General features: G+C 62.2%; 15 protein-coding genes. 6 read left to right on the top strand and 9 right to left on the bottom strand.

The window, feature by feature from the left end; translation table 11 throughout:
* Positions 1 to 116: 116 nt before the first annotated feature.
* On the bottom strand, positions 117 to 596 hold the full coding sequence (locus tag E0D86_RS18885) for a MaoC family dehydratase (RefSeq protein WP_131651589.1): 480 nt from the start codon (positions 594 to 596) through the stop codon (positions 117 to 119).
* A gap of 151 nt (positions 597 to 747) precedes the next feature.
* Between E0D86_RS18885 and E0D86_RS18880 the strand changes: the two genes are divergently transcribed.
* Complete coding sequence (locus tag E0D86_RS18880; RefSeq protein ID WP_131651588.1) at positions 748 to 1239, top strand: DUF421 domain-containing protein; 492 nt, start codon at positions 748 to 750, stop codon at positions 1237 to 1239.
* Here E0D86_RS18880 and E0D86_RS18875 read toward each other — a convergent pair.
* Positions 1215 to 2288 (bottom strand): AraC family transcriptional regulator, encoded by a 1074-nt coding sequence (locus E0D86_RS18875; RefSeq protein WP_131651587.1) that lies wholly within the window; start codon positions 2286 to 2288, stop codon positions 1215 to 1217. The two genes, E0D86_RS18880 and E0D86_RS18875, sit on opposite strands and share 25 nt — an antisense overlap.
* A 117-nt stretch (positions 2289 to 2405) precedes the next feature.
* Between E0D86_RS18875 and E0D86_RS18870 the strand changes: the two genes are divergently transcribed.
* Both E0D86_RS18870 and E0D86_RS18865 read left to right on the top strand, forming a co-directional pair.
* Positions 2406 to 3221, top strand: a complete 816-nt coding sequence (locus E0D86_RS18870; protein WP_131651586.1) for an SDR family oxidoreductase — start codon at positions 2406 to 2408, stop codon at positions 3219 to 3221.
* Positions 3218 to 4276: a hypothetical protein gene (locus E0D86_RS18865; protein ID WP_131651585.1), complete on the top strand. Its 1059-nt coding sequence runs from the start codon at positions 3218 to 3220 to the stop codon at positions 4274 to 4276. The genes E0D86_RS18870 and E0D86_RS18865 overlap by 4 nt, the downstream gene beginning before the upstream one ends.
* A 50-nt stretch (positions 4277 to 4326) precedes the next feature.
* Here E0D86_RS18865 and E0D86_RS18860 read toward each other — a convergent pair whose 3' ends face one another.
* Entirely contained in the window at positions 4327 to 5580 is a 1254-nt protein-coding gene (locus E0D86_RS18860) for a CynX/NimT family MFS transporter (RefSeq protein ID WP_131651584.1), read from the bottom strand.
* On the bottom strand, positions 5577 to 6203 hold the full coding sequence (wrbA, locus tag E0D86_RS18855) for an NAD(P)H:quinone oxidoreductase (RefSeq protein WP_131651583.1): 627 nt from the start codon (positions 6201 to 6203) through the stop codon (positions 5577 to 5579). The genes E0D86_RS18860 and wrbA overlap by 4 nt, the downstream gene beginning before the upstream one ends.
* A gap of 103 nt (positions 6204 to 6306) precedes the next feature.
* Here wrbA and E0D86_RS18850 point away from each other — a divergent pair, with 103 nt between their 5' ends.
* A complete protein-coding gene (locus E0D86_RS18850; RefSeq protein ID WP_131651582.1) occupies positions 6307 to 7218 on the top strand; it encodes a LysR family transcriptional regulator in 912 nt (303 codons plus the stop codon).
* 25 nt (positions 7219 to 7243) lie between these two features.
* Here the strand turns inward: E0D86_RS18850 and E0D86_RS18845 are convergent, their stop codons facing one another.
* A complete protein-coding gene (locus E0D86_RS18845; RefSeq protein WP_131651581.1) occupies positions 7244 to 8026 on the bottom strand; it encodes an IclR family transcriptional regulator in 783 nt (260 codons plus the stop codon).
* 114 nt (positions 8027 to 8140) lie between these two features.
* Here E0D86_RS18845 and hmgA point away from each other — a divergent pair, with 114 nt between their 5' ends.
* Together hmgA and fahA are read left to right on the top strand one after the other, a co-directional pair.
* Positions 8141 to 9436 carry a homogentisate 1,2-dioxygenase gene (gene hmgA / locus E0D86_RS18840; protein ID WP_131651580.1) on the top strand — a complete coding sequence of 432 codons (1296 nt, stop codon included), beginning with the start codon at positions 8141 to 8143 and terminating at the stop codon, positions 9434 to 9436.
* A 1-nt stretch (position 9437) separates the two neighbouring features.
* Entirely contained in the window at positions 9438 to 10745 is a 1308-nt protein-coding gene (gene fahA, locus E0D86_RS18835; protein ID WP_131651579.1) for a fumarylacetoacetase, read from the top strand.
* Positions 10746 to 10961: 216 nt separating this feature from the next.
* On the opposite strand, the gene E0D86_RS18830 is transcribed toward fahA, so the two are convergent.
* From E0D86_RS18830 to E0D86_RS18815, 4 genes are read right to left on the bottom strand one after another with little or no spacing between them, the layout of a single operon-like run.
* Positions 10962 to 12026, bottom strand: coding sequence for a hypothetical protein (locus tag E0D86_RS18830; RefSeq protein ID WP_371924093.1), 1065 nt, complete (start codon positions 12024 to 12026; stop codon positions 10962 to 10964).
* 3 nt (positions 12027 to 12029) lie between these two features.
* Entirely contained in the window at positions 12030 to 12278 is a 249-nt protein-coding gene (locus E0D86_RS18825) for an acyl carrier protein (protein ID WP_131651578.1), read from the bottom strand.
* Positions 12275 to 14194 (bottom strand): HAD-IIIC family phosphatase, encoded by a 1920-nt coding sequence (locus E0D86_RS18820; protein WP_131651577.1) that lies wholly within the window; start codon positions 14192 to 14194, stop codon positions 12275 to 12277. Before E0D86_RS18820 ends, E0D86_RS18825 begins: the two co-directional genes overlap by 4 nt.
* Before the next feature lie 33 nt (positions 14195 to 14227).
* Positions 14228 to 15766, bottom strand: a complete 1539-nt coding sequence (locus E0D86_RS18815; protein ID WP_131651576.1) for an MBOAT family protein — start codon at positions 15764 to 15766, stop codon at positions 14228 to 14230.
* Positions 15767 to 16313 lie beyond the last annotated feature (547 nt).

The raw sequence follows: 16313 nt of genomic DNA, 5'->3' as shown, positions 1-16313 counted from the left end.
GGTTTCTTGTTATTGGTCCTTGGATATTGGCTCCGCCTCGGCCCCGCAACAATGGCAAAAGCCATCAACCTCGATGAGCGGTTTGGACAAATATCACGGGCCCGACGCGGGGGGCTTCAGTGATCGATCACGCCATTGGTTGGGTCGCCCTCGGCAACCATCGCAGCGAGGCGCGCCCGTTCCTCGTTGCCCGGTATGACGCCGGTGGTTTCAGCTTCGAGGACGACTACGCCATCGGGATTGGTGGTGGTGACCTGTGCCCTGGCACGGCCGCGTTCGTCGATGTCAGTGATGATCCAGCGGCAGGAGAGAGCTTCGTCGGCATAGACCGGCCGCTTGAAGCGGAACGTCATGCCGGAGGCCAGCCAGCCGATCTGTCCGCCGATCTCGGTCAGCAGGCTGGCGGTCAGTAAACCGTGGGAAACCGGTGCCTTGAAGTTGCGTAGTTGTGCATAAGGTTCGTCGAGATGGACCGGATTGTAGTCCCGCGACAGGTGCGCGAACTGCAGAATTTCATCCGTTGTGAATGTGCGGGTCACGACGAACTCGTCACCTACTGCAAGGCCTTCGATGGCGCGTTGTCTGAGTTCTTTCATGACGTCTCCGGTTTGTCACTGCCATTTTTGGGCCGAACGTTGTCGTTCCGATGACGAGCATAGCGGTTTCGGATAAGTGGACTGGTGGTGCGGGCGAGGTTGGCCGTCTCGTCGGGTCTGATGGGTACATCGGCCCGCTCAGGAACCTGACATGTTTGAAGATCTCGGCATTGAGACCTCGCTCTGGGAAATCGCCTTGCGCGGCTCGGCGGTTTACCTGCTGTTGGCCATAGTGTTGCGTCTGGCGCCCAAACGCCATTCGGGCAGCCTGTCGCCCAACGACATGATCGCGCTGGTGATCATCGGCAGCCTGGCGGCCGACGGCATCCGTGGGGATGCCATGTCGCTGGGTGATCTGCTGTTGATGGGGTTGGTGATCGTCATCTGGGATTACGTGTTCAACCTCGCCGAGTTCTACTTCCCGCGCCTACGAAGCGTCACCCAGGACTCGCCGACCCTGCTGATTCACAACGGGCAGCTGTTACGAAAAAACCTGCGCAAGGAAAAGCTGACCGAGCCGGAAATCCTGGCGAATCTGCGCAAGCACGGCATCGAAGACATCGCCGAGGTGCGTTACGCGGTGCTGGAGGTCGACGGCCAGATCAGCGTGATCGAACATCAGTCGAAATCGGCTGAGCGATGACCCTGTTGGCTGAGCGAGGCTGTTGCAACGTCCTCGCTTGCAAGCAAGCCGGCTTCACGCCGTTGCCGGGGGGACATTCCGGTCCAGTCCTTGTAGCTGCGGCTGAACGCGCTGTGCTCGGAGTAGCCAAGCAGCAACGCGATATCGGCAATGCTCAAGCGCGGGTCGCGCAGGTAGCCCTCCGCCATCTTCCGGCGTACCCAGGCTAACTCCTGGCGAAAACTGCTGCCGGCTACGTTGAGGCGTCGTTGCACTGTTCGTGGCGCGCAGCACAGGACTGCGGCGACCTGCTCGAGACTGGGCTCACCGTTATGCAGCAGTCTGGCTGTGGCCTTGCGTACCTGCTCGATCAGAGGAGCTTTTTGCGGCAATTGCTCTAGTAGCGTGTCGGCTTGCCGCTCCATGACCTCGATCAGTCCCGGATCGGCCGTTTTCAGCGGCACCGCTAGATCCCTGACATCCAGACGGATGACGGTTTCGTCCTGCCCGTACGCGACAGGGCAGCCGAAATAGTCGAGATAAGGCTGCAAATCCGAGGGCGGCGGGTTGATGAATTGCACCTGTAGCGGGGTCAGCGGTGCGCCGGCCAAGCTGCCGCAGAACTGCATCAGCGCCGTGATGGCGGCTTCGTCCGCCAGCGCACCCGGACGACCCTGCTCAGCCCCCCACACCAATTCGACATACCCGTCGCCCTCACGGCGCGTCATCGGCGTGACGTCGTACACCAAGCGTTGATAACGATCCAGACGCTGCAACACGGCCGCCAGGTTAGGGCAGGCCAAGAGGACATAGCCCAGCACACCAAGATGCCTGGGCGTCACGGTTTGCCCGAGATGCAGGCCGAGCAGGGGATCATCGAGATGGCGGGCAGCACGAGCCAGCAGCTCCACCCAGCGATCGATCGGAAATCCATCAAGCCCGTGAGTTTGGGGTGATGGCCGAGACTCGCCCAGGACCGTCTCAGGCGTCACTCCGCGCGCGTCCAGATACTCGAAAAGCAGCTGTACGAAGGTTTCTGGAATCACGCGCCTGTGCAGCGGTTGCGCCATCTTCTGCCTGCTCGCTGGTGGATTGGCGCGAATTGTCAAGCAGCTTGGCGGTAAACATCAAGATCGGTACGCGCGCTCGGTACATGCTTCCGTAATAACAAAACGGACGAGATTCGAATGCACATACTGATCACGGGCGCGGCGAACGGTATCGGTGCCGCAGTCACCGCCATGGCTGCTGGCAAGGGCTATCGAATCATCGCGACCGATCTGGATATGGACGCACTGCAGCGGCGCTGGCAAGCACTGCCCAACATCCGCTGCCAGGCCTTGGACGTGCGTGATGCACAGGGCTGGACCGATCTGGTCGCAGGGCTGGAGCACGTCGGCATCGAAATTGATGTGCTGATCAACGCCGCCGGGGTGCTGCGCAGCGGGCAGACCGGCGAGCTGAAACAGGCCGATATCGATCTGACGATGGACGTGAACGTCAAAGGCGTGATCTTCGGCGTGAATGCCGTGGCAGCGGGCATGAAGCGGCGGCGCCGTGGACACATCATTAACATCGGCTCGATTGCGTCGCTCTATGCGACACCGGGCACCACGACCTACGCCGCCAGCAAGTTTGCAGTGCGTGGTTTCAGTATCGCGGCCGCGGGCGATCTGCGTCCCTTTGGCGTCGCGGTCACCCTGTTTGGGCCGGGCCCGGTGAAGACCGCCATGCTGGAACAGCAGCGCGGCGATGCCGATGCGGCACTGACCTTTTCCGGAGCGCGCGCACTGAGCGCTGACGAGGTTGCGGCGGCGATCCTGGGGCCGGTCCTGCGCAAGCGCCCGCTCGAATACTTCTTGCCGGCAAGGGAAGGACTGCTCGGCAAGCTCTGTAATGCGTTCCCCGGCTTCTTTCTAAGCCAGGTGGATAAAGCCCGCGCCCGGGGTCTGCGTAATTTCACCGCGGACGCCTACCGCCCGCGAGACGAGGATTGCCAATGAGCCACATCACCCAACTCAAGCACTTCGAGGGTTGCCGCAAAGCCCTGGGTCAGCAGGCCCGCGTCGAGGATACTCGCGCTGCAGCCGAGGCCTTCCGCAAAGACATGCTGGCCGGCCCGAAAGTGAAGTACTACGAGTCCTTCGATCTCGTGAAGGTGCCTTATCCCTGCCGATATGGACTGCGCAATGCCTTTTCCCGCGAGCGTCTGGTGGAGTATTTGCACATCCAGAATCGCCTGTTCGTGGTCCAGTTCGACACCTCAGAGGGTCTGAAGACCCTGCTCGTATCGCCGTCCGACCACGAGCGCAACGGTGAGACGCCGTTCTTCCGGCGCCTGCAGGACAACACGCCCGGCCTGCTGCAAAGCCTCATCGTCAAGCGCCAGAGCAACGTTCTGGAGATCATCTGCGGCATCGGCCTGAAGCCCGAGGATATCGACTACATCACCTACGACCATCTTCACACCCAGGACGTACGGCGCTGGCTGGGAGACCGGCACAGCCCCGGCCTGCTGCCCAATGCGAAGCTGCTGGTGCACTATCGCGAGTGGGCGTCCGCCCAGGATCTGAACCCCTATCAGGCGGACTGGTATTGTCCCAACGGCATCAGCGGCATTGCGCAAGAGCGCATCATCCAGTTCGAGGGCGATATCCGGCTCGGCGATGGCATCGCGCTGATTCACTCCCCCGGCCATACAGAGGGCAACCATTCCATCGTCGTTCATACCGATGAAGGGCTCTGGGTTACCAGCGAAAACGGCATCAGCGTCGATGCATACGCGCCGCTTCTTTCCAAAACTGCCGGAGTAGCGAGCTATGCCAGAGCCTTGGGCACTGAAGTCATCATCAACGGCAATACGCTGGAAAATTCCATTGACCAGTACATTTCGATGGTGCAGGAAAAAACCATTGCCGGCCGTTCGATGCGCGATCCACGCTTCCCGAACGTCTTCCCGTCCTCCGAGATGACGCCGTTCTGGCTCTTCCCCGGAACCACGCCAGGCTTCTATGTCGGCAAAGCGTCCCATGGACACCTGACCCCCGTTCAGAGGTAATGGCTTCGTTTAAAGCTTGGTGGCTGGCGCGCGCGAGGCACTTTTGCTGCTCAACTCGATTGATCCTCGAGTTTTGCGGGGCCAGCTGGTGCAGGTTGCGGTGCGTCTGATGGTCGTTGTATGGAAGACCCGCCGCGCTGGAATGCACGACGCAAACCAACCGCGATCGCGCACGCCGCCATTGCCGCAGCCATCACCACCGCGCCGGCCGCGCCCCAGCCGAATGTCGCGGTTACGCTCCCCACGGCCACCGGGCCAAGCAATTGCCCGAGATTGCTTCCTTGCATGATCAAGCCGACGGCGATCGGCACGAGCGCCGCGTTAGGGGAAAGCAGTGGTGCGGAAGCCAGCAACGTCGCGGGGATCAGCCCGCCCACTGCGGAAAAAAAGATGCACAACACGAACGTCGGTAATGCCGGGAAGAGGTCGAGAAATATGCCGAGCCCGGCCACCCCCATGACGCTGCTCGCACAGACGATGAGTGAAGCGCGGCCGACCCCACGCGCCATTAGATAACCGGCCACAAGGTTACCGCTGGCGTTGATGGCGCTTGCCAGTGCGGCCAAGAACCCGGCGCTGTGGTGGGAGACGCCCATGCGCTCCATCAGCAAGACCGGCAAAAAGCTGAACAACGCGAAGAACGTCAGGCTGTAGAGCGCAAAACAGAGTGCCAGCAAGGACGTGCCGCTGGAGGACAGCAAGCGGCGAATATCTTCAACCATGCGTCGCAGACGCTGGCCACCAGGCGTTGCGCCGCGCGGTACGCAAAAAACCACCACAAGTGCGGCAGCCGCTGCGAGGCCCGCGCTCGACCACCAGAACGACTGCCATGTATGGAATAGCGGCCCGGTCAGCATCGCAATGGCCATCCCGCAAGGCATGAAACAGCTCCATAGCGAAAACGCCATATCGCGCTGCGAACCGGTCGTGAGACGCTGCAAGAGCGCCGGCCCGGCCACCGTGATCAGAAGAAAACCGAGCCCCTCCAAAAGCCGGGAGGCCAAGAGAATGGGATACGAAGGTGCGATCGCACCAGCCGCGCCTGCGAGGGTCATCACCCCCAGCCCCAGCAGCAACAATCTTCGATCACCGGCGGCCGTCACCAAGGCACCGGCCGGCACGCCGCCAAACAGTCCCAGCACAGCGAATATCCCGGTAAGCCAGCCGACTTCGCCGAGGTTCAACTGCAGATCCACCTGAAGCATTGGCGCCGCGATGGCGGCCTTGCCTACATGCAAGGCCGCCACGACGCCACAACCCAGAATCACCCAGACGATTGCCCTGGTGGAGGCCTCGGCGTTCACTGCGGCACTCCGATGGGGGACGCCGCGAGCGCCGCTGCAACTCGGGCGACATGCCAGCCCTGAAAACGAGCGCCGTCCAGCTCGTTGTCGCTCGGTTGGCGGTTGCCACCGTTGCCGTCGTCAGCGAGTGTCGAAGCACCGTATGGCGTGCCTCCGGTAATCGCGTCCATCCGCAGTTGCCCTTTGAAGCTGTAAGGCAGCCCAACCACGACCATGCCCAGATGGAGCAGCACTGTGTGCGTCGCCAGGAGCGTGCTTTCCTGGCCTCCATGCTGGCTCCCTGTCGAAGTGAACGCGCCACCCGCTTTGCCGACCAGTTTGTCCTCGAACCACAACCCGCCGCATTGATCGAGAAAGTTCTTCATCTGCGATGCCATGTTGCCGAAGCGCGTGGGCGTGCCGATCACGATGGCGTCGTAATCAGGCAGCTCCGACACGGTAGCCAGGTCAGCAGGTTGGTTCAGCTTGTAGCCGGCCCGTTCAGTGACATGTTCGGGCACCAGCTCAGGGACGCGTTTGATTGCCGCCGATGCGCCGGCCTGACGAGCACCTTCGGCGACCGCCTGGGCGAGCGTTTCGATATGGCCATAGGAGGAGTAATAGAGCACCAGTACTTTCGTCATGTCGGTCACCCGCTAGCGTTGTGGACTAGGGGATTAGCCTATCCATTCCCAATGCTCTGCAAGAGTGATAAAAAACCGAACGTCTTGATCTGCGGAGAAGATCATGCTGAACGGGTTGACGCTGGATCAGATTCGCACCTTCGTTACTGTGGTCGACAGTGGCAGCTTTCGTTCTGGCGCCGCGCGTTTGCTGCGCGTGCAGTCGGCAGTCAGCCATGCGATTGCCAATCTGGAGGGCGAGCTGGGTCTGCAACTGTTCGACCGCACCGGCTATCGGCCCGTGCTGACGCCTGAAGGAAAAGCGTTGCTAGCCAATGCTCGCGATCTCCTTCTCAGAGCGGATGCCATGCGGGCACGTGCCCGCTCGCTGGGTGAGGGGGTCGAATCAGAATTGTCGCTGGTGGTCGACACCCTGTTCCCAATCGCTACGGTGGCGGCGGCGATGACCAGGGTGCGTGAGGACTATCCTGCAATCACCTTCAGCCTGGAGTCCTTACCGCTAGGCGGGCCGCTTGCAGCACTGGATGAGAAGCGCTGCACGCTCGCCGTCATTGTGGGGGAGGATTTCCGCAACCCGAGGATCGCTCTGGAAGCGATCGGCTCGGTGGCGCAGATTGCCGTGGTGCATCGCGATCATCCGCTCGCCACCAAATCGGCGGGCGGAGCGCTGCTAGGATTACCGGATCTCGCCGACCATCAGCAAATCGTGCTAGCCGACCCGTCTCCATTGTCGGGAGGCCGAGCGTTCGGCGTCCTCTCGCCGTATACCTGCCGGGTAAACACGCAGGACGTGAAGTTCGCGCTCATCCGCGCAGGCCTCGGCTGGGGCCGGTTGCCGGCATGGCAGGTACAGGACGATCTCGACGCGGGCCAACTGGTGCGCCTGGGCATTTCGGACCTCGGACGAAACAGCCAAGTGGCATATGAGGCCTACCTGGCGCACCGTCTGGACGAGCCTCTCGGTCCGGTCGCACAAGCCTTTCGCCGAGCCTTGGCCGAGCATCCAATGTCCTGAAGGGCTTATCTGCAGCCAGATACCCTCATTGAAAGGAAGCACCCATTCGCTCACTGATCGCACGTGCCACCTTCAGCAACTGCTGCGCGGCTTCGCCATCCGCATCGGCCATGAAACCGGGCTCGGCGCCGACGATCGTGATGACGCCCGCCAATTGCTGATTGCCACTGAATAGCGGCGCGGAGAGTGCATTGACGCCGGCCATCAGCAGGCCGTGCACGTGTTGAATGTGGGTGCGCTGCAGTTCTTTCATGGTCGCGGCCAGCGCTGCGGAGGATGGCGCCGACGGCCGTTGCAGTTCCTCTTCGCGCAGCTCGGCAGTTTCCGCGTTTGGCATGAAGGCGTTGAACACCAAGCCGGTGGACGATCCCAACAGCGGCAGCACCGAGCCGACCTGTGTCACCAGCGTGACGGCCCGCACCGCCTGCTCGACATGCACGACGGCCGGGCCGCGGTTGCCCCATACGGCGAGAAAGCAGGTTTCGTTGAGTTCGTCGCGCAGCTGCGCCAGATGCGGGGTGGCCAGCTTCACGACGTCCAGCCGGCCCAGCGCCGCCAGACCGACGAACAGGGCGGCGCGACCCAGCCCGTAGTGATTGGTCAGCGGGTCTTGCTCGGCGAAGCCGCTGGCCATCAAGGCCTGCAGGTAACGATGGACCTTGCTGGCGGGCATGCCGACGTGTTCAGCCAGGCGCGACAGCGACGTCGCCGGGGCCAGTTCGGCCAGTGCCGTGAGGATGTCCGTGCCCACCTCGGCGGCCTGCACTTTCTGTCGGCGGGGCGCCGTGTCCGCGTTGCTGTCTGCCATGAATGTGACTGTCCTTTCATTGCCAGCCTGGAGAAGGCGCTGTTTATAGCTTGACGCCTTGTCGACTTCAAATTACTTTTTGCGTAAACGCATTACGCTAAAAGAGAGACGGCTATGCAACCACAACAAGAAACCTCTCGATACCTGTCCGGCTTCGGCAATGAATTCAGCAGCGAGGCGCTGCCCGGTGCGCTGCCGGTCGGTCAGAACTCACCGCAGAAAGTGCCGTACGGGCTCTATACCGAACTGTTTTCCGGCACCGCATTCACCGTGCCGCGCAGTGAAGCGCGGCGGACCTGGCTGTATCGCATTCGCCCCTCGGCCAACCACGGCCAATACCAGCGCCTGGGTCGCCAGCTCGGCAACGAGTTGGGGCCGGTCACGCCTAACCGGTTGCGTTGGAGTCCTGAGCCTTTCCCCGAAGCGGCGACCGATTTCCTCGATGGCCTGATGTGCATAACGGCCAACGCCGAACCCGGCCAGCCGGCGGGGGCGAGCATTTATCGTTACGCGGCGAACGTGTCGATGGAGCGGGTCTTCTTCAATGCGGACGGCGAGCTGCTGATCGTGCCGCAGCAGGGCGCGCTGAAGCTCGTCACCGAGCTGGGCGTGCTGAATGTTGCGCCGTTGGAGATCGCAGTGATTCCGCGGGGCATGCGCTTTCGTGTCGAGTTGCTCGAAGCGACGGCGCGTGGCTACGTTTGCGAGAACCACGGCTGCGCGCTGCGCCTGCCGGACCTCGGGCCTATCGGCAGCAATGGCCTGGCCAATCCGCGTGACTTTCTTGCGCCGGTCGCCCACTTCGAGGAGCGCGACGAGCCGGTGCAGCTGGTGCAGAAATTCCTCGGCGAGCTCTGGATGACTGAACTTGATCACTCGCCGCTGGACGTGGTCGCCTGGCACGGCAACAACGTGCCCTACAAATACGACCTGCGCCGTTTCAACACCATCGGCACGGTCAGCTTCGACCACCCTGATCCATCAATCTTCACGGTGCTGACCTCGCCGAGCGCCATCCACGGCATGGCCAATATCGACTTCGTAATCTTCCCGCCGCGCTGGATGGTGGCGGAAAACACCTTCCGTCCGCCGTGGTTTCACCGCAACCTGATGAACGAATTCATGGGCCTGATCGATGGCGCCTACGATGCCAAGGCCGACGGCTTCTCGCCCGGCGGCGCATCGCTGCACAACTGCATGAGCGCGCATGGCCCTGATCAGGTTTCAACTGAACAGGCGATCAACGCCGAACTCAAACCGCACAAGATCGAGAACACCATGGCCTTCATGTTCGAGACCGGCCAGGTGCTTCGCCCCACACGCCAGGCACTGGAAAGCCCGCAGCTGCAGAGCGATTACGATAGCTGCTGGGCCGGCCTGGCCAAGACCTTCGACAAGAATGAGAAATGACATGACCGGACACACAGAACTTTGCAGCTGGGTCGAGTCGGCCAACGGCCATTCGGACTTCTCCCTCGCTAACCTGCCGCTGGGCGTGTTCAGCCGTGACGGCGGCGAGCCGCGCGGTGGCGTCGCCATCGGCGATTTCATTTTCGACCTGGGCGCTGCCTGCGATGCCGGTCTGTTCGACGGCCAAGCGCTGAATGCGGCAGAAGCGGCCAGCGGCGGCAGCCTCAATACTTTCTTCGCCCTCGGTGCGTCGGCCCGCAAAGCTTTGCGCGGTGCGTTGCAGGACCTGCTCGGAGAAGGCAACGCGCAGCGTGAGCGTCTGCAAGGCATGGGCGAGTCGTTGTTGCAGCCGATGGATCGTTGCCAGATGCATGTGCCGGCCAAAGTGGGCGACTACACCGACTTCTATGTCGGTATCCACCACGCCAACAATGTCGGCAAACTGTTCCGCCCTGACAACCCCTTGCTGCCGAACTACAAGTACGTGCCCATCGGCTATCACGGCCGTGCCTCGACCATCGACGTGTCCGGCGCAACGGTGAAGCGCCCCAACGGCCAAACCATGCCGCCGGGCGCCAGCGAGCCGAGCTTCGGCCCGAGCAAGCGGCTGGATTACGAACTGGAGCTGGGTATCTGGATCGGCGAAGGCAATGCCCGCGGCGAGGCAATCTCGATTGGCGAGGCGGGCAGCCATGTCGCTGGCTTCTGCCTGCTCAACGACTGGTCGGCGCGCGATCTGCAGGCCTGGGAATATCAACCGCTGGGCCCATTTCTGTCGAAGAGTTTCGCCACCAGCGTGTCGCCCTGGGTGGTCACGCCGGAAGCATTGGAACCCTTCCGCTGCGCCCAGCCGGCGCGGCCAGAAGGCGATCCGCAACCGCTACCGTATCTGTACGACCAACAGGATCAGCAGCGGGGCGCGCTGGATATTGAACTGGAAGTCCTGCTGCTGACCGCGGCCATGCGTGAACAGGCCCTGCCGGCACAGCGAATCGCACTGAGCAGCACGACGAACATGTACTGGACCGTGGCGCAGATGGTCGCGCACCACAGTGTCAACGGCTGCAGTCTGCAACCGGGCGACCTGTTCGGCTCTGGCACCCTGTCCGGTGCGAGCGCCGACAGCCTTGGCAGCCTGCTGGAAATCACCCAGGGCGGCAAGCATGCGCTGGAACTGCCTAGCGGCGAGACGCGTACCTTCCTTGAGGACGGCGACGAGATCATCCTGAAGGCTCGTTGCCGTCGGGATGGGTTCGCCTCGATCGGCTTTGGCGAGTGCCGAGGGCGGGTGATGCCCGCGTCGCGTTGATGCCAAAAAGCGGGTAGGGGCTGAGCGGGCAAAGGGCTCGTCATCAATCCGAGCTCTGTCAAAAGCTTCGCCCCGAGGTCGAGCCTCCCGAAAGTTGCAGGCACGTCCCATACTTATGGAAGGCGCGACTCGCGGCGAAGGCTGTTGGAAGTCTTCCGAAGGCCTATTGAAAGCCCGGTTGTCAGATGCGGCGACCGGGCTTTTCATCGTCACGGATCAGGGTGAGAAGGCGGTTTTCAGCATGGCGGGCGCCACCGGGCCGGCTTCGGCTCGGCGTATCTGCTCAGCCAGCGCCTCGGTAAAGGTCTGCGCAGCGGACCAGCGCAGGTGCACCGCATCGACGAAGGAGTTCACCGGCGTGCTCCAGTCCTTGTCGGCGTTCCAGTAGGTGCCAGTGGCACCCAGCGCTGCGGCGATGCGTTTATCGAAGTCGGCGAGAAAGGTGCCGTCCGGATCGTACTGTTCTTTCCACTGCGGGTGCAGCGGGGTGGAGACGACCATCAGGCTGCGGTCTTCGCGTTGCAGCCGTGCGCTCATTTCGCGCAGCGCATCGAAGCAGTTGTCGTCTAGCGCATCTGGGCGGCCATACATCAGATGACGGGTGTTGCGGGTGATCAACGGACCATCACCGAAGCGATTGAATACCAACGGGTCCCATTCGATCTGGCCGGCGCGCTGCGCCTTGACGGTCAGGGCGTTGCGCGCAAGGGATTTGGGCGCGAAATAGCGCATGTAATAGCCCCAGTGCGATGCGCCTTCATAAACGTAAGGGCCGACGTGCGCACGGTTGAACACCGCCGTCGGCACTTTCCAGCAGCCGGCGAAATCCTGCGGATCGGCGATCATCACCACGCTGCGGATGCTCGGCTCACGATCGAGCAGCCAATGTCCGACATAAACCGACTGGTTAGCGAACAGGCCGCAGAAGGCACCGTTCATGGGGCGTGTTTCTGGCAGCGCCTTGGTCAGGACATTGCCGTCCACATGCCGCCAGGCCACCGATGAGCCGATGATCAGCAGATTGGGAGAGCGAATAGGGTTGTTCCGCAGAAAATTAAGCTTCTCATCGACGCACAGGTTGTTGGAGAACGCCGGCGGCGGCAGGTTGCCGGTCCGGTCCAGGCCCAGCAGGCTCAGGCAGAACAGCGTCAGGGCGCCGAACAGGCCGGCGAACAGCGACAGCAGATACCGCGAATTCACCCGCCCAGGTGCGCTGGCCGTGCTGCCTGCACCCTGTTCGGCGGTGCTCCCGTCCATGGATACCTCGGCGATATGAGGCATGGGCTACCTCCCTTCGAGCTTGGCGCTGATGACCTGGGCGAAGTGCCCGACGTTGCGCAGCGACTCCAACTCCGCCGTGCGGAACTTGATGCCGAAGCGCTGTTCGGCCGCGACCGTGAGCATGACGTGGGTCTGGCTGTCCCAGCCCTTGATGTCATTGGCGGTCAGCTCCGGCGAGAGAACGATGCTGTCGTCGTCGAATACGTCGTGAAATACCGGGGTGAGTGCGTTGATTACCTCTGCTTCGGTCATGCCTTTACCTCGATGAAGTGACGGGGCGTGCGGGTGGAAGTCAAGTCGTAGCGCCAGAAGGTCGCCTCGCGGGCGGCATCGGCGGTAGATGTGTGCTGGACGAAGCCCAGCCGGGGATAATGTTCGGCGACCATGCCGTTGCGTTCGGTGGGGCGGTATTCGCCGATCAGCGCGTGGTAGCCGGCTGCTTTGGCGGCCTCGGCGAGTACGTCGAGAACGGCTTCTTCGACCTGTCGACCGAGCACACGGCAGCTCATCAGCCAGCTGTCGATCAGCAGTTCGTCGTCGGCGACCGCCGCATCCGGTCTGGCCAGCACGACACTGATCAACCCGTTGTCGCCGAACTTGTCGGCCAGACGCATCGCTAATGCCACCGAGCGCGGGTCATTGGCGATGCGCTCGACCTCCGCCTCGCTGTAGCGGCGCGTCGTGAGGTTGAACTGGTTGGTCTTGTTGATCAGTTGCGTGCTGCGGGCGAGTTCGGCGGCGCCGATTGGCGTTGCGGTCAGCACCATTTCCAGGCCGCGCAGATAACCTTCCATGTCGGTGGCCTGGCTCATGGCCGCCTTGCGCTTGGCGTTCAGCGCGTAGTTGCGCCCGCGCGTGGCGTCGTCCGAGGTGAAGGAGGTCGCCTCGAAGTAGCCGGCCGCCGCGACACGCGCTGGATAATCGGCCACGTCTTCGGGCAATTCCGGGACGGCGACTTCGGGAAGTTCGCGACGCACGATGTCGCGCTCGGCCGGGTTGTCATCGACGAAGACCAGGCTGTCCAGCCCGATATCCAGCATCGAGGCGATACGCCGCAGGTTGCCGGCCTTGTCTTCCCAGTTTGCGACGAAGGCGGCGATATCGCTGCGCTTGAGCGCCATTTCCGGATGCTTGAACGCCGCTTCGGCGACGCTCGGATCGTTCTTGCTGCACACCGCGAGGATAATCCCGCGACGCGCCAGCAGCGCCGCGTAACGCTGGAAGGCGAGAAAGGCTTCGCCGTTGGGCGAGCCCTGGCCAAGATGAATGCCGTCGACGCCATCGTCACCGACCACGCCGCCCCACAGCGTGTTGTCCAGATCCAGCACCAGGCATTTGCGCGACAGGCCGATGCTGGCGGCAGCGATGCGCGCCAGTTGGTCGCCATACAGAGGCGCCAGGTTCGGGCTCACCAGCTGCTTGGCCTGATGCCAGCGCAGCGGTTCGGCCAGGCCATCGCCGTAGCTGCCGCGCGCCGCTTCCCAGGCGAGATCCATCAGCAGCACGCTGTCTTCTCGGGCGGCGCTGCGGATGGCTGCGTTAAGGCGCTCGACCAGAGCCCAGGGCGAGGCCGGGACCAAGGCTTCGAACGAGCCGAAGACCGGCGGATCGGCTGGCACGATGGTCTGCTGCACCACCTGTGCGGAATAGCGCTCGCGGGCGCGGCGCCAGAGCAGGCGCAGCTCGTTGACACGCTCGGTCACCGCTGCATCCACGTCCTCCGATGAGGCCTCCAGCGGCAGTTGCAGAGGCGCGTCGCGGGCATCCAGCGCCAGAACGATCAGTTGCGGAGCAAAGCTCGCCAGAGCTGGGTCGTCCATTAGCAGTGCCTGGCGGTACATGCCATAAGGCGCGACGTGAACTGAGAGTGCCAGCCGCCGTTGCAACCCGGCCACGCGAATCGCCGGCACCAGGTGGTCGACCGTGTGGGACGAGAGGAGGGCAATACGCAAAGGACGCAAGCCCGACATGGACGCCTCGCCGTTGGCAACCGCTTGCAAGCCTTCGCTTGCCAATCTGTCCAGGCGGGTCGTCAGGGTGAAGTCCCGCCGATACCCCGCGAGTCGTACAGCCGCTGCTAGGCGTGTGAGTGGGTCGGGTTCGCGCTTGGCCTCGCTGATCGCGGCGCTCAGGTCTGAATGTTCGGCTAGCCAGAGAAGCTGATCCATTAGCCATTAACTCCTTTTGCGTCAGCTGGAATGTCAGAACTGGAAGTAGAGGAACTCGGTAGGGGCGACGGAGAACGCCACGGCAAGGGCGAAGAAACCCAGCACGCCGATGGCCGCGCCAATCACCGGAGTCGGATTCCAAGAGGCAATCGGTATCCAGCGCAGCAGCCAGCTTTCGTTCGGCTGTGCATCCAGGGTGGTGCGAAAGCGTGCCATCCACTGCTGCACGTTGGGCATGAACCAGACGAAGGCGAGCAGCAACGCGACGGTGAGATAGTCCGACTTGTCGAGCTTGGTATTCAGCTCGCTCAAGCCGGCCATGCCCGACAGGAGCGCCATCGCCGCCGCAACGCTTTCGGCGCGGAAGAACACCATGGCCACGACCACGCAGAGGAAAGTCAGCAGCACGGCGCAACAGTGGTGCCAGAGCTTGTCGCTATCGAGCGGCAGGCCGCGGCGCGCCTTGTAGGCGCGAAAGCCATGGGCGACCACCAGGTAAAAACCATGCAGGAGGCCGAACACCACGAACTGCCAGCCCGCGCCGTGCCAGACGCCGGAGATGAACATGGTCAGCACGGTGGGGTAGGCGACCAGCACGACGAAGGTGCTCAAACTCATCTTGCCGCGACGAGGCAGCGGCTTGCCGGTGGCCATCCGCGAGCGCGTGATCCGCATGACGATAGGGTTGTAGATATAGGCTGTGAGAAAGCGCGTCAGCGTCATATGCCAGCGCGACCAGTAGTCGATGAGGTTGTGCGCCTTGAACGGGCTGTTGAAATTCATCGGCAAGCGCAGGCCGAACATCAGGCCGAGCCCGATGGCCATGTCGCTGTAGCCGGAGAAATCGAAATAAATCTGCAGCGTGTAGGTGAGGGCGCCGAACCAGGCGTCGTACAGCGCCGGCACGGTGCCGTCGGCGGCAACGGCGAAGATTGGCGAGGCCTTGGCGCCTAGCGGGTCGGCGATGATTACCTTCTTGAACAGGCCGAGCAGAAACACCGTCAGTCCCAGGGAGAGGTTGTCCAGCCGAGGACGAAAGGTGCTGTGATCCTTGAACTGCTTGAGCATCTCGCTGTGGTGAGTAATCGGGCCGGCGATCAGCTGCGGGAAGAACGTGATGAACAGGCAGTAATTGACGAAGTCGTGCTCGCTCACTTCGCCATCATGGGCATCGACCAGATAGGCGATCTGCTGGAAGGTAAAAAAGGAAATCGCCAAGGGCAGGATGATGTCGCCCACCGACCAGCCCAGGCCGAAGGCATCGTCGAGCGTGCCGAACAGAAAACCGGTGTATTTGTAGTAGCCGAGCAACGCCACGTTGGCGGCGACACCCAGCACCAGTAGCGTGCGCGACGGCCGGCGCATCAGGTAGCCGCCGATCAGGTAGTTGAACGCCATGCTGCCGACCAGCAGCGGCACATAAGCCGGGTTCCACCAGCCGTAAAACACCAGCGACGCCAGCGTTAGCCATATGGCTGCAAGCCGTTGTCTACCACTGCCCGCAAGGAGGATGAAGCCAAGAAGAACCACCGGCAGAAACCCGGCGATGAACACCATGGAGTTGAAGAGCATCGTCCTTTTCCCTTTCCCTGAGTCTCTTCTGCTGCCCTTCGACATCAGGACAGCGACTGCCCGAGAGCTACCACAAAGCGGCTGCTATCGACGCGTTCGTCGAGGTATCCACACCTCATCCCAAACTCGATTGCCAATCCTTGCGGCTAGGATTTCAATCAATCGCTAGCGCAGGTGTTAAGCCTCGGTCCGTTAACTGCGACTCAGAGTTGTAAGAAAAAGTTGCACCGTTCATCTGTTCCGATCTTCAGGCAGACGAGCGGATATGACGGGGAAAAGAAGCGAAACGGTGATTCCAGAGCCTCTCCTAACGCCGGCAGCGTTCAATGTGCTTGTGATGAGACGGTAAGAAAGAAATCCAAGAAGACTAGGAGGCGAAGCCGTGGAGGATTCATTCCCCTGTCCCGGTCTCGCCATCGCCGAGTAGGGCCAGACGACTGTTCTGAACGTAGTATCGAAGCCGTGGGGGAGAAGTTCCGAACCGGGTTGTCGGAGCCGCTTGGATTGCCGCGTGGTGAAAACCGAAAGGGCAGGGCCATTGCAGCGC

It is taken from the genome of Pseudomonas sp. IC_126 (assembly GCF_004331835.1).
Taxonomy (GTDB): domain Bacteria; phylum Pseudomonadota; class Gammaproteobacteria; order Pseudomonadales; family Pseudomonadaceae; genus Stutzerimonas.
Note: the sequence above shows the minus strand (reverse complement) of the source record. Positions and strands in the feature narration are given on the sequence as shown.

What these genes read in the sequence shown, in the direction of transcription:
- E0D86_RS18865 (WP_131651585.1), top strand. Translation starts at nt 3,218, where the DNA reads ATGAGCCACATCACCCAACTCAAGCACTTCGAGGGTTGCCGCAAAGCC.
- E0D86_RS18845 (WP_131651581.1), bottom strand. Translation starts at nt 8,026, where the DNA reads ATGGCAGACAGCAACGCGGACACGGCGCCCCGCCGACAGAAAGTGCAG.
- hmgA (WP_131651580.1), top strand. Translation starts at nt 8,141, where the DNA reads ATGCAACCACAACAAGAAACCTCTCGATACCTGTCCGGCTTCGGCAAT.
- E0D86_RS18830 (WP_371924093.1), bottom strand. Translation starts at nt 12,026, where the DNA reads ATGCCTCATATCGCCGAGGTATCCATGGACGGGAGCACCGCCGAACAG.
- fahA (WP_131651579.1), top strand. Translation starts at nt 9,438, where the DNA reads ATGACCGGACACACAGAACTTTGCAGCTGGGTCGAGTCGGCCAACGGC.
- wrbA (WP_131651583.1), bottom strand. Translation starts at nt 6,203, where the DNA reads ATGACGAAAGTACTGGTGCTCTATTACTCCTCCTATGGCCATATCGAA.
- E0D86_RS18825 (WP_131651578.1), bottom strand. Translation starts at nt 12,278, where the DNA reads ATGACCGAAGCAGAGGTAATCAACGCACTCACCCCGGTATTTCACGAC.
- E0D86_RS18885 (WP_131651589.1), bottom strand. Translation starts at nt 596, where the DNA reads ATGAAAGAACTCAGACAACGCGCCATCGAAGGCCTTGCAGTAGGTGAC.
- E0D86_RS18815 (WP_131651576.1), bottom strand. Translation starts at nt 15,766, where the DNA reads ATGCTCTTCAACTCCATGGTGTTCATCGCCGGGTTTCTGCCGGTGGTT.
- E0D86_RS18875 (WP_131651587.1), bottom strand. Translation starts at nt 2,288, where the DNA reads ATGGCGCAACCGCTGCACAGGCGCGTGATTCCAGAAACCTTCGTACAG.
- E0D86_RS18820 (WP_131651577.1), bottom strand. Translation starts at nt 14,194, where the DNA reads ATGGATCAGCTTCTCTGGCTAGCCGAACATTCAGACCTGAGCGCCGCG.
- E0D86_RS18850 (WP_131651582.1), top strand. Translation starts at nt 6,307, where the DNA reads ATGCTGAACGGGTTGACGCTGGATCAGATTCGCACCTTCGTTACTGTG.
- E0D86_RS18870 (WP_131651586.1), top strand. Translation starts at nt 2,406, where the DNA reads ATGCACATACTGATCACGGGCGCGGCGAACGGTATCGGTGCCGCAGTC.
- E0D86_RS18880 (WP_131651588.1), top strand. Translation starts at nt 748, where the DNA reads ATGTTTGAAGATCTCGGCATTGAGACCTCGCTCTGGGAAATCGCCTTG.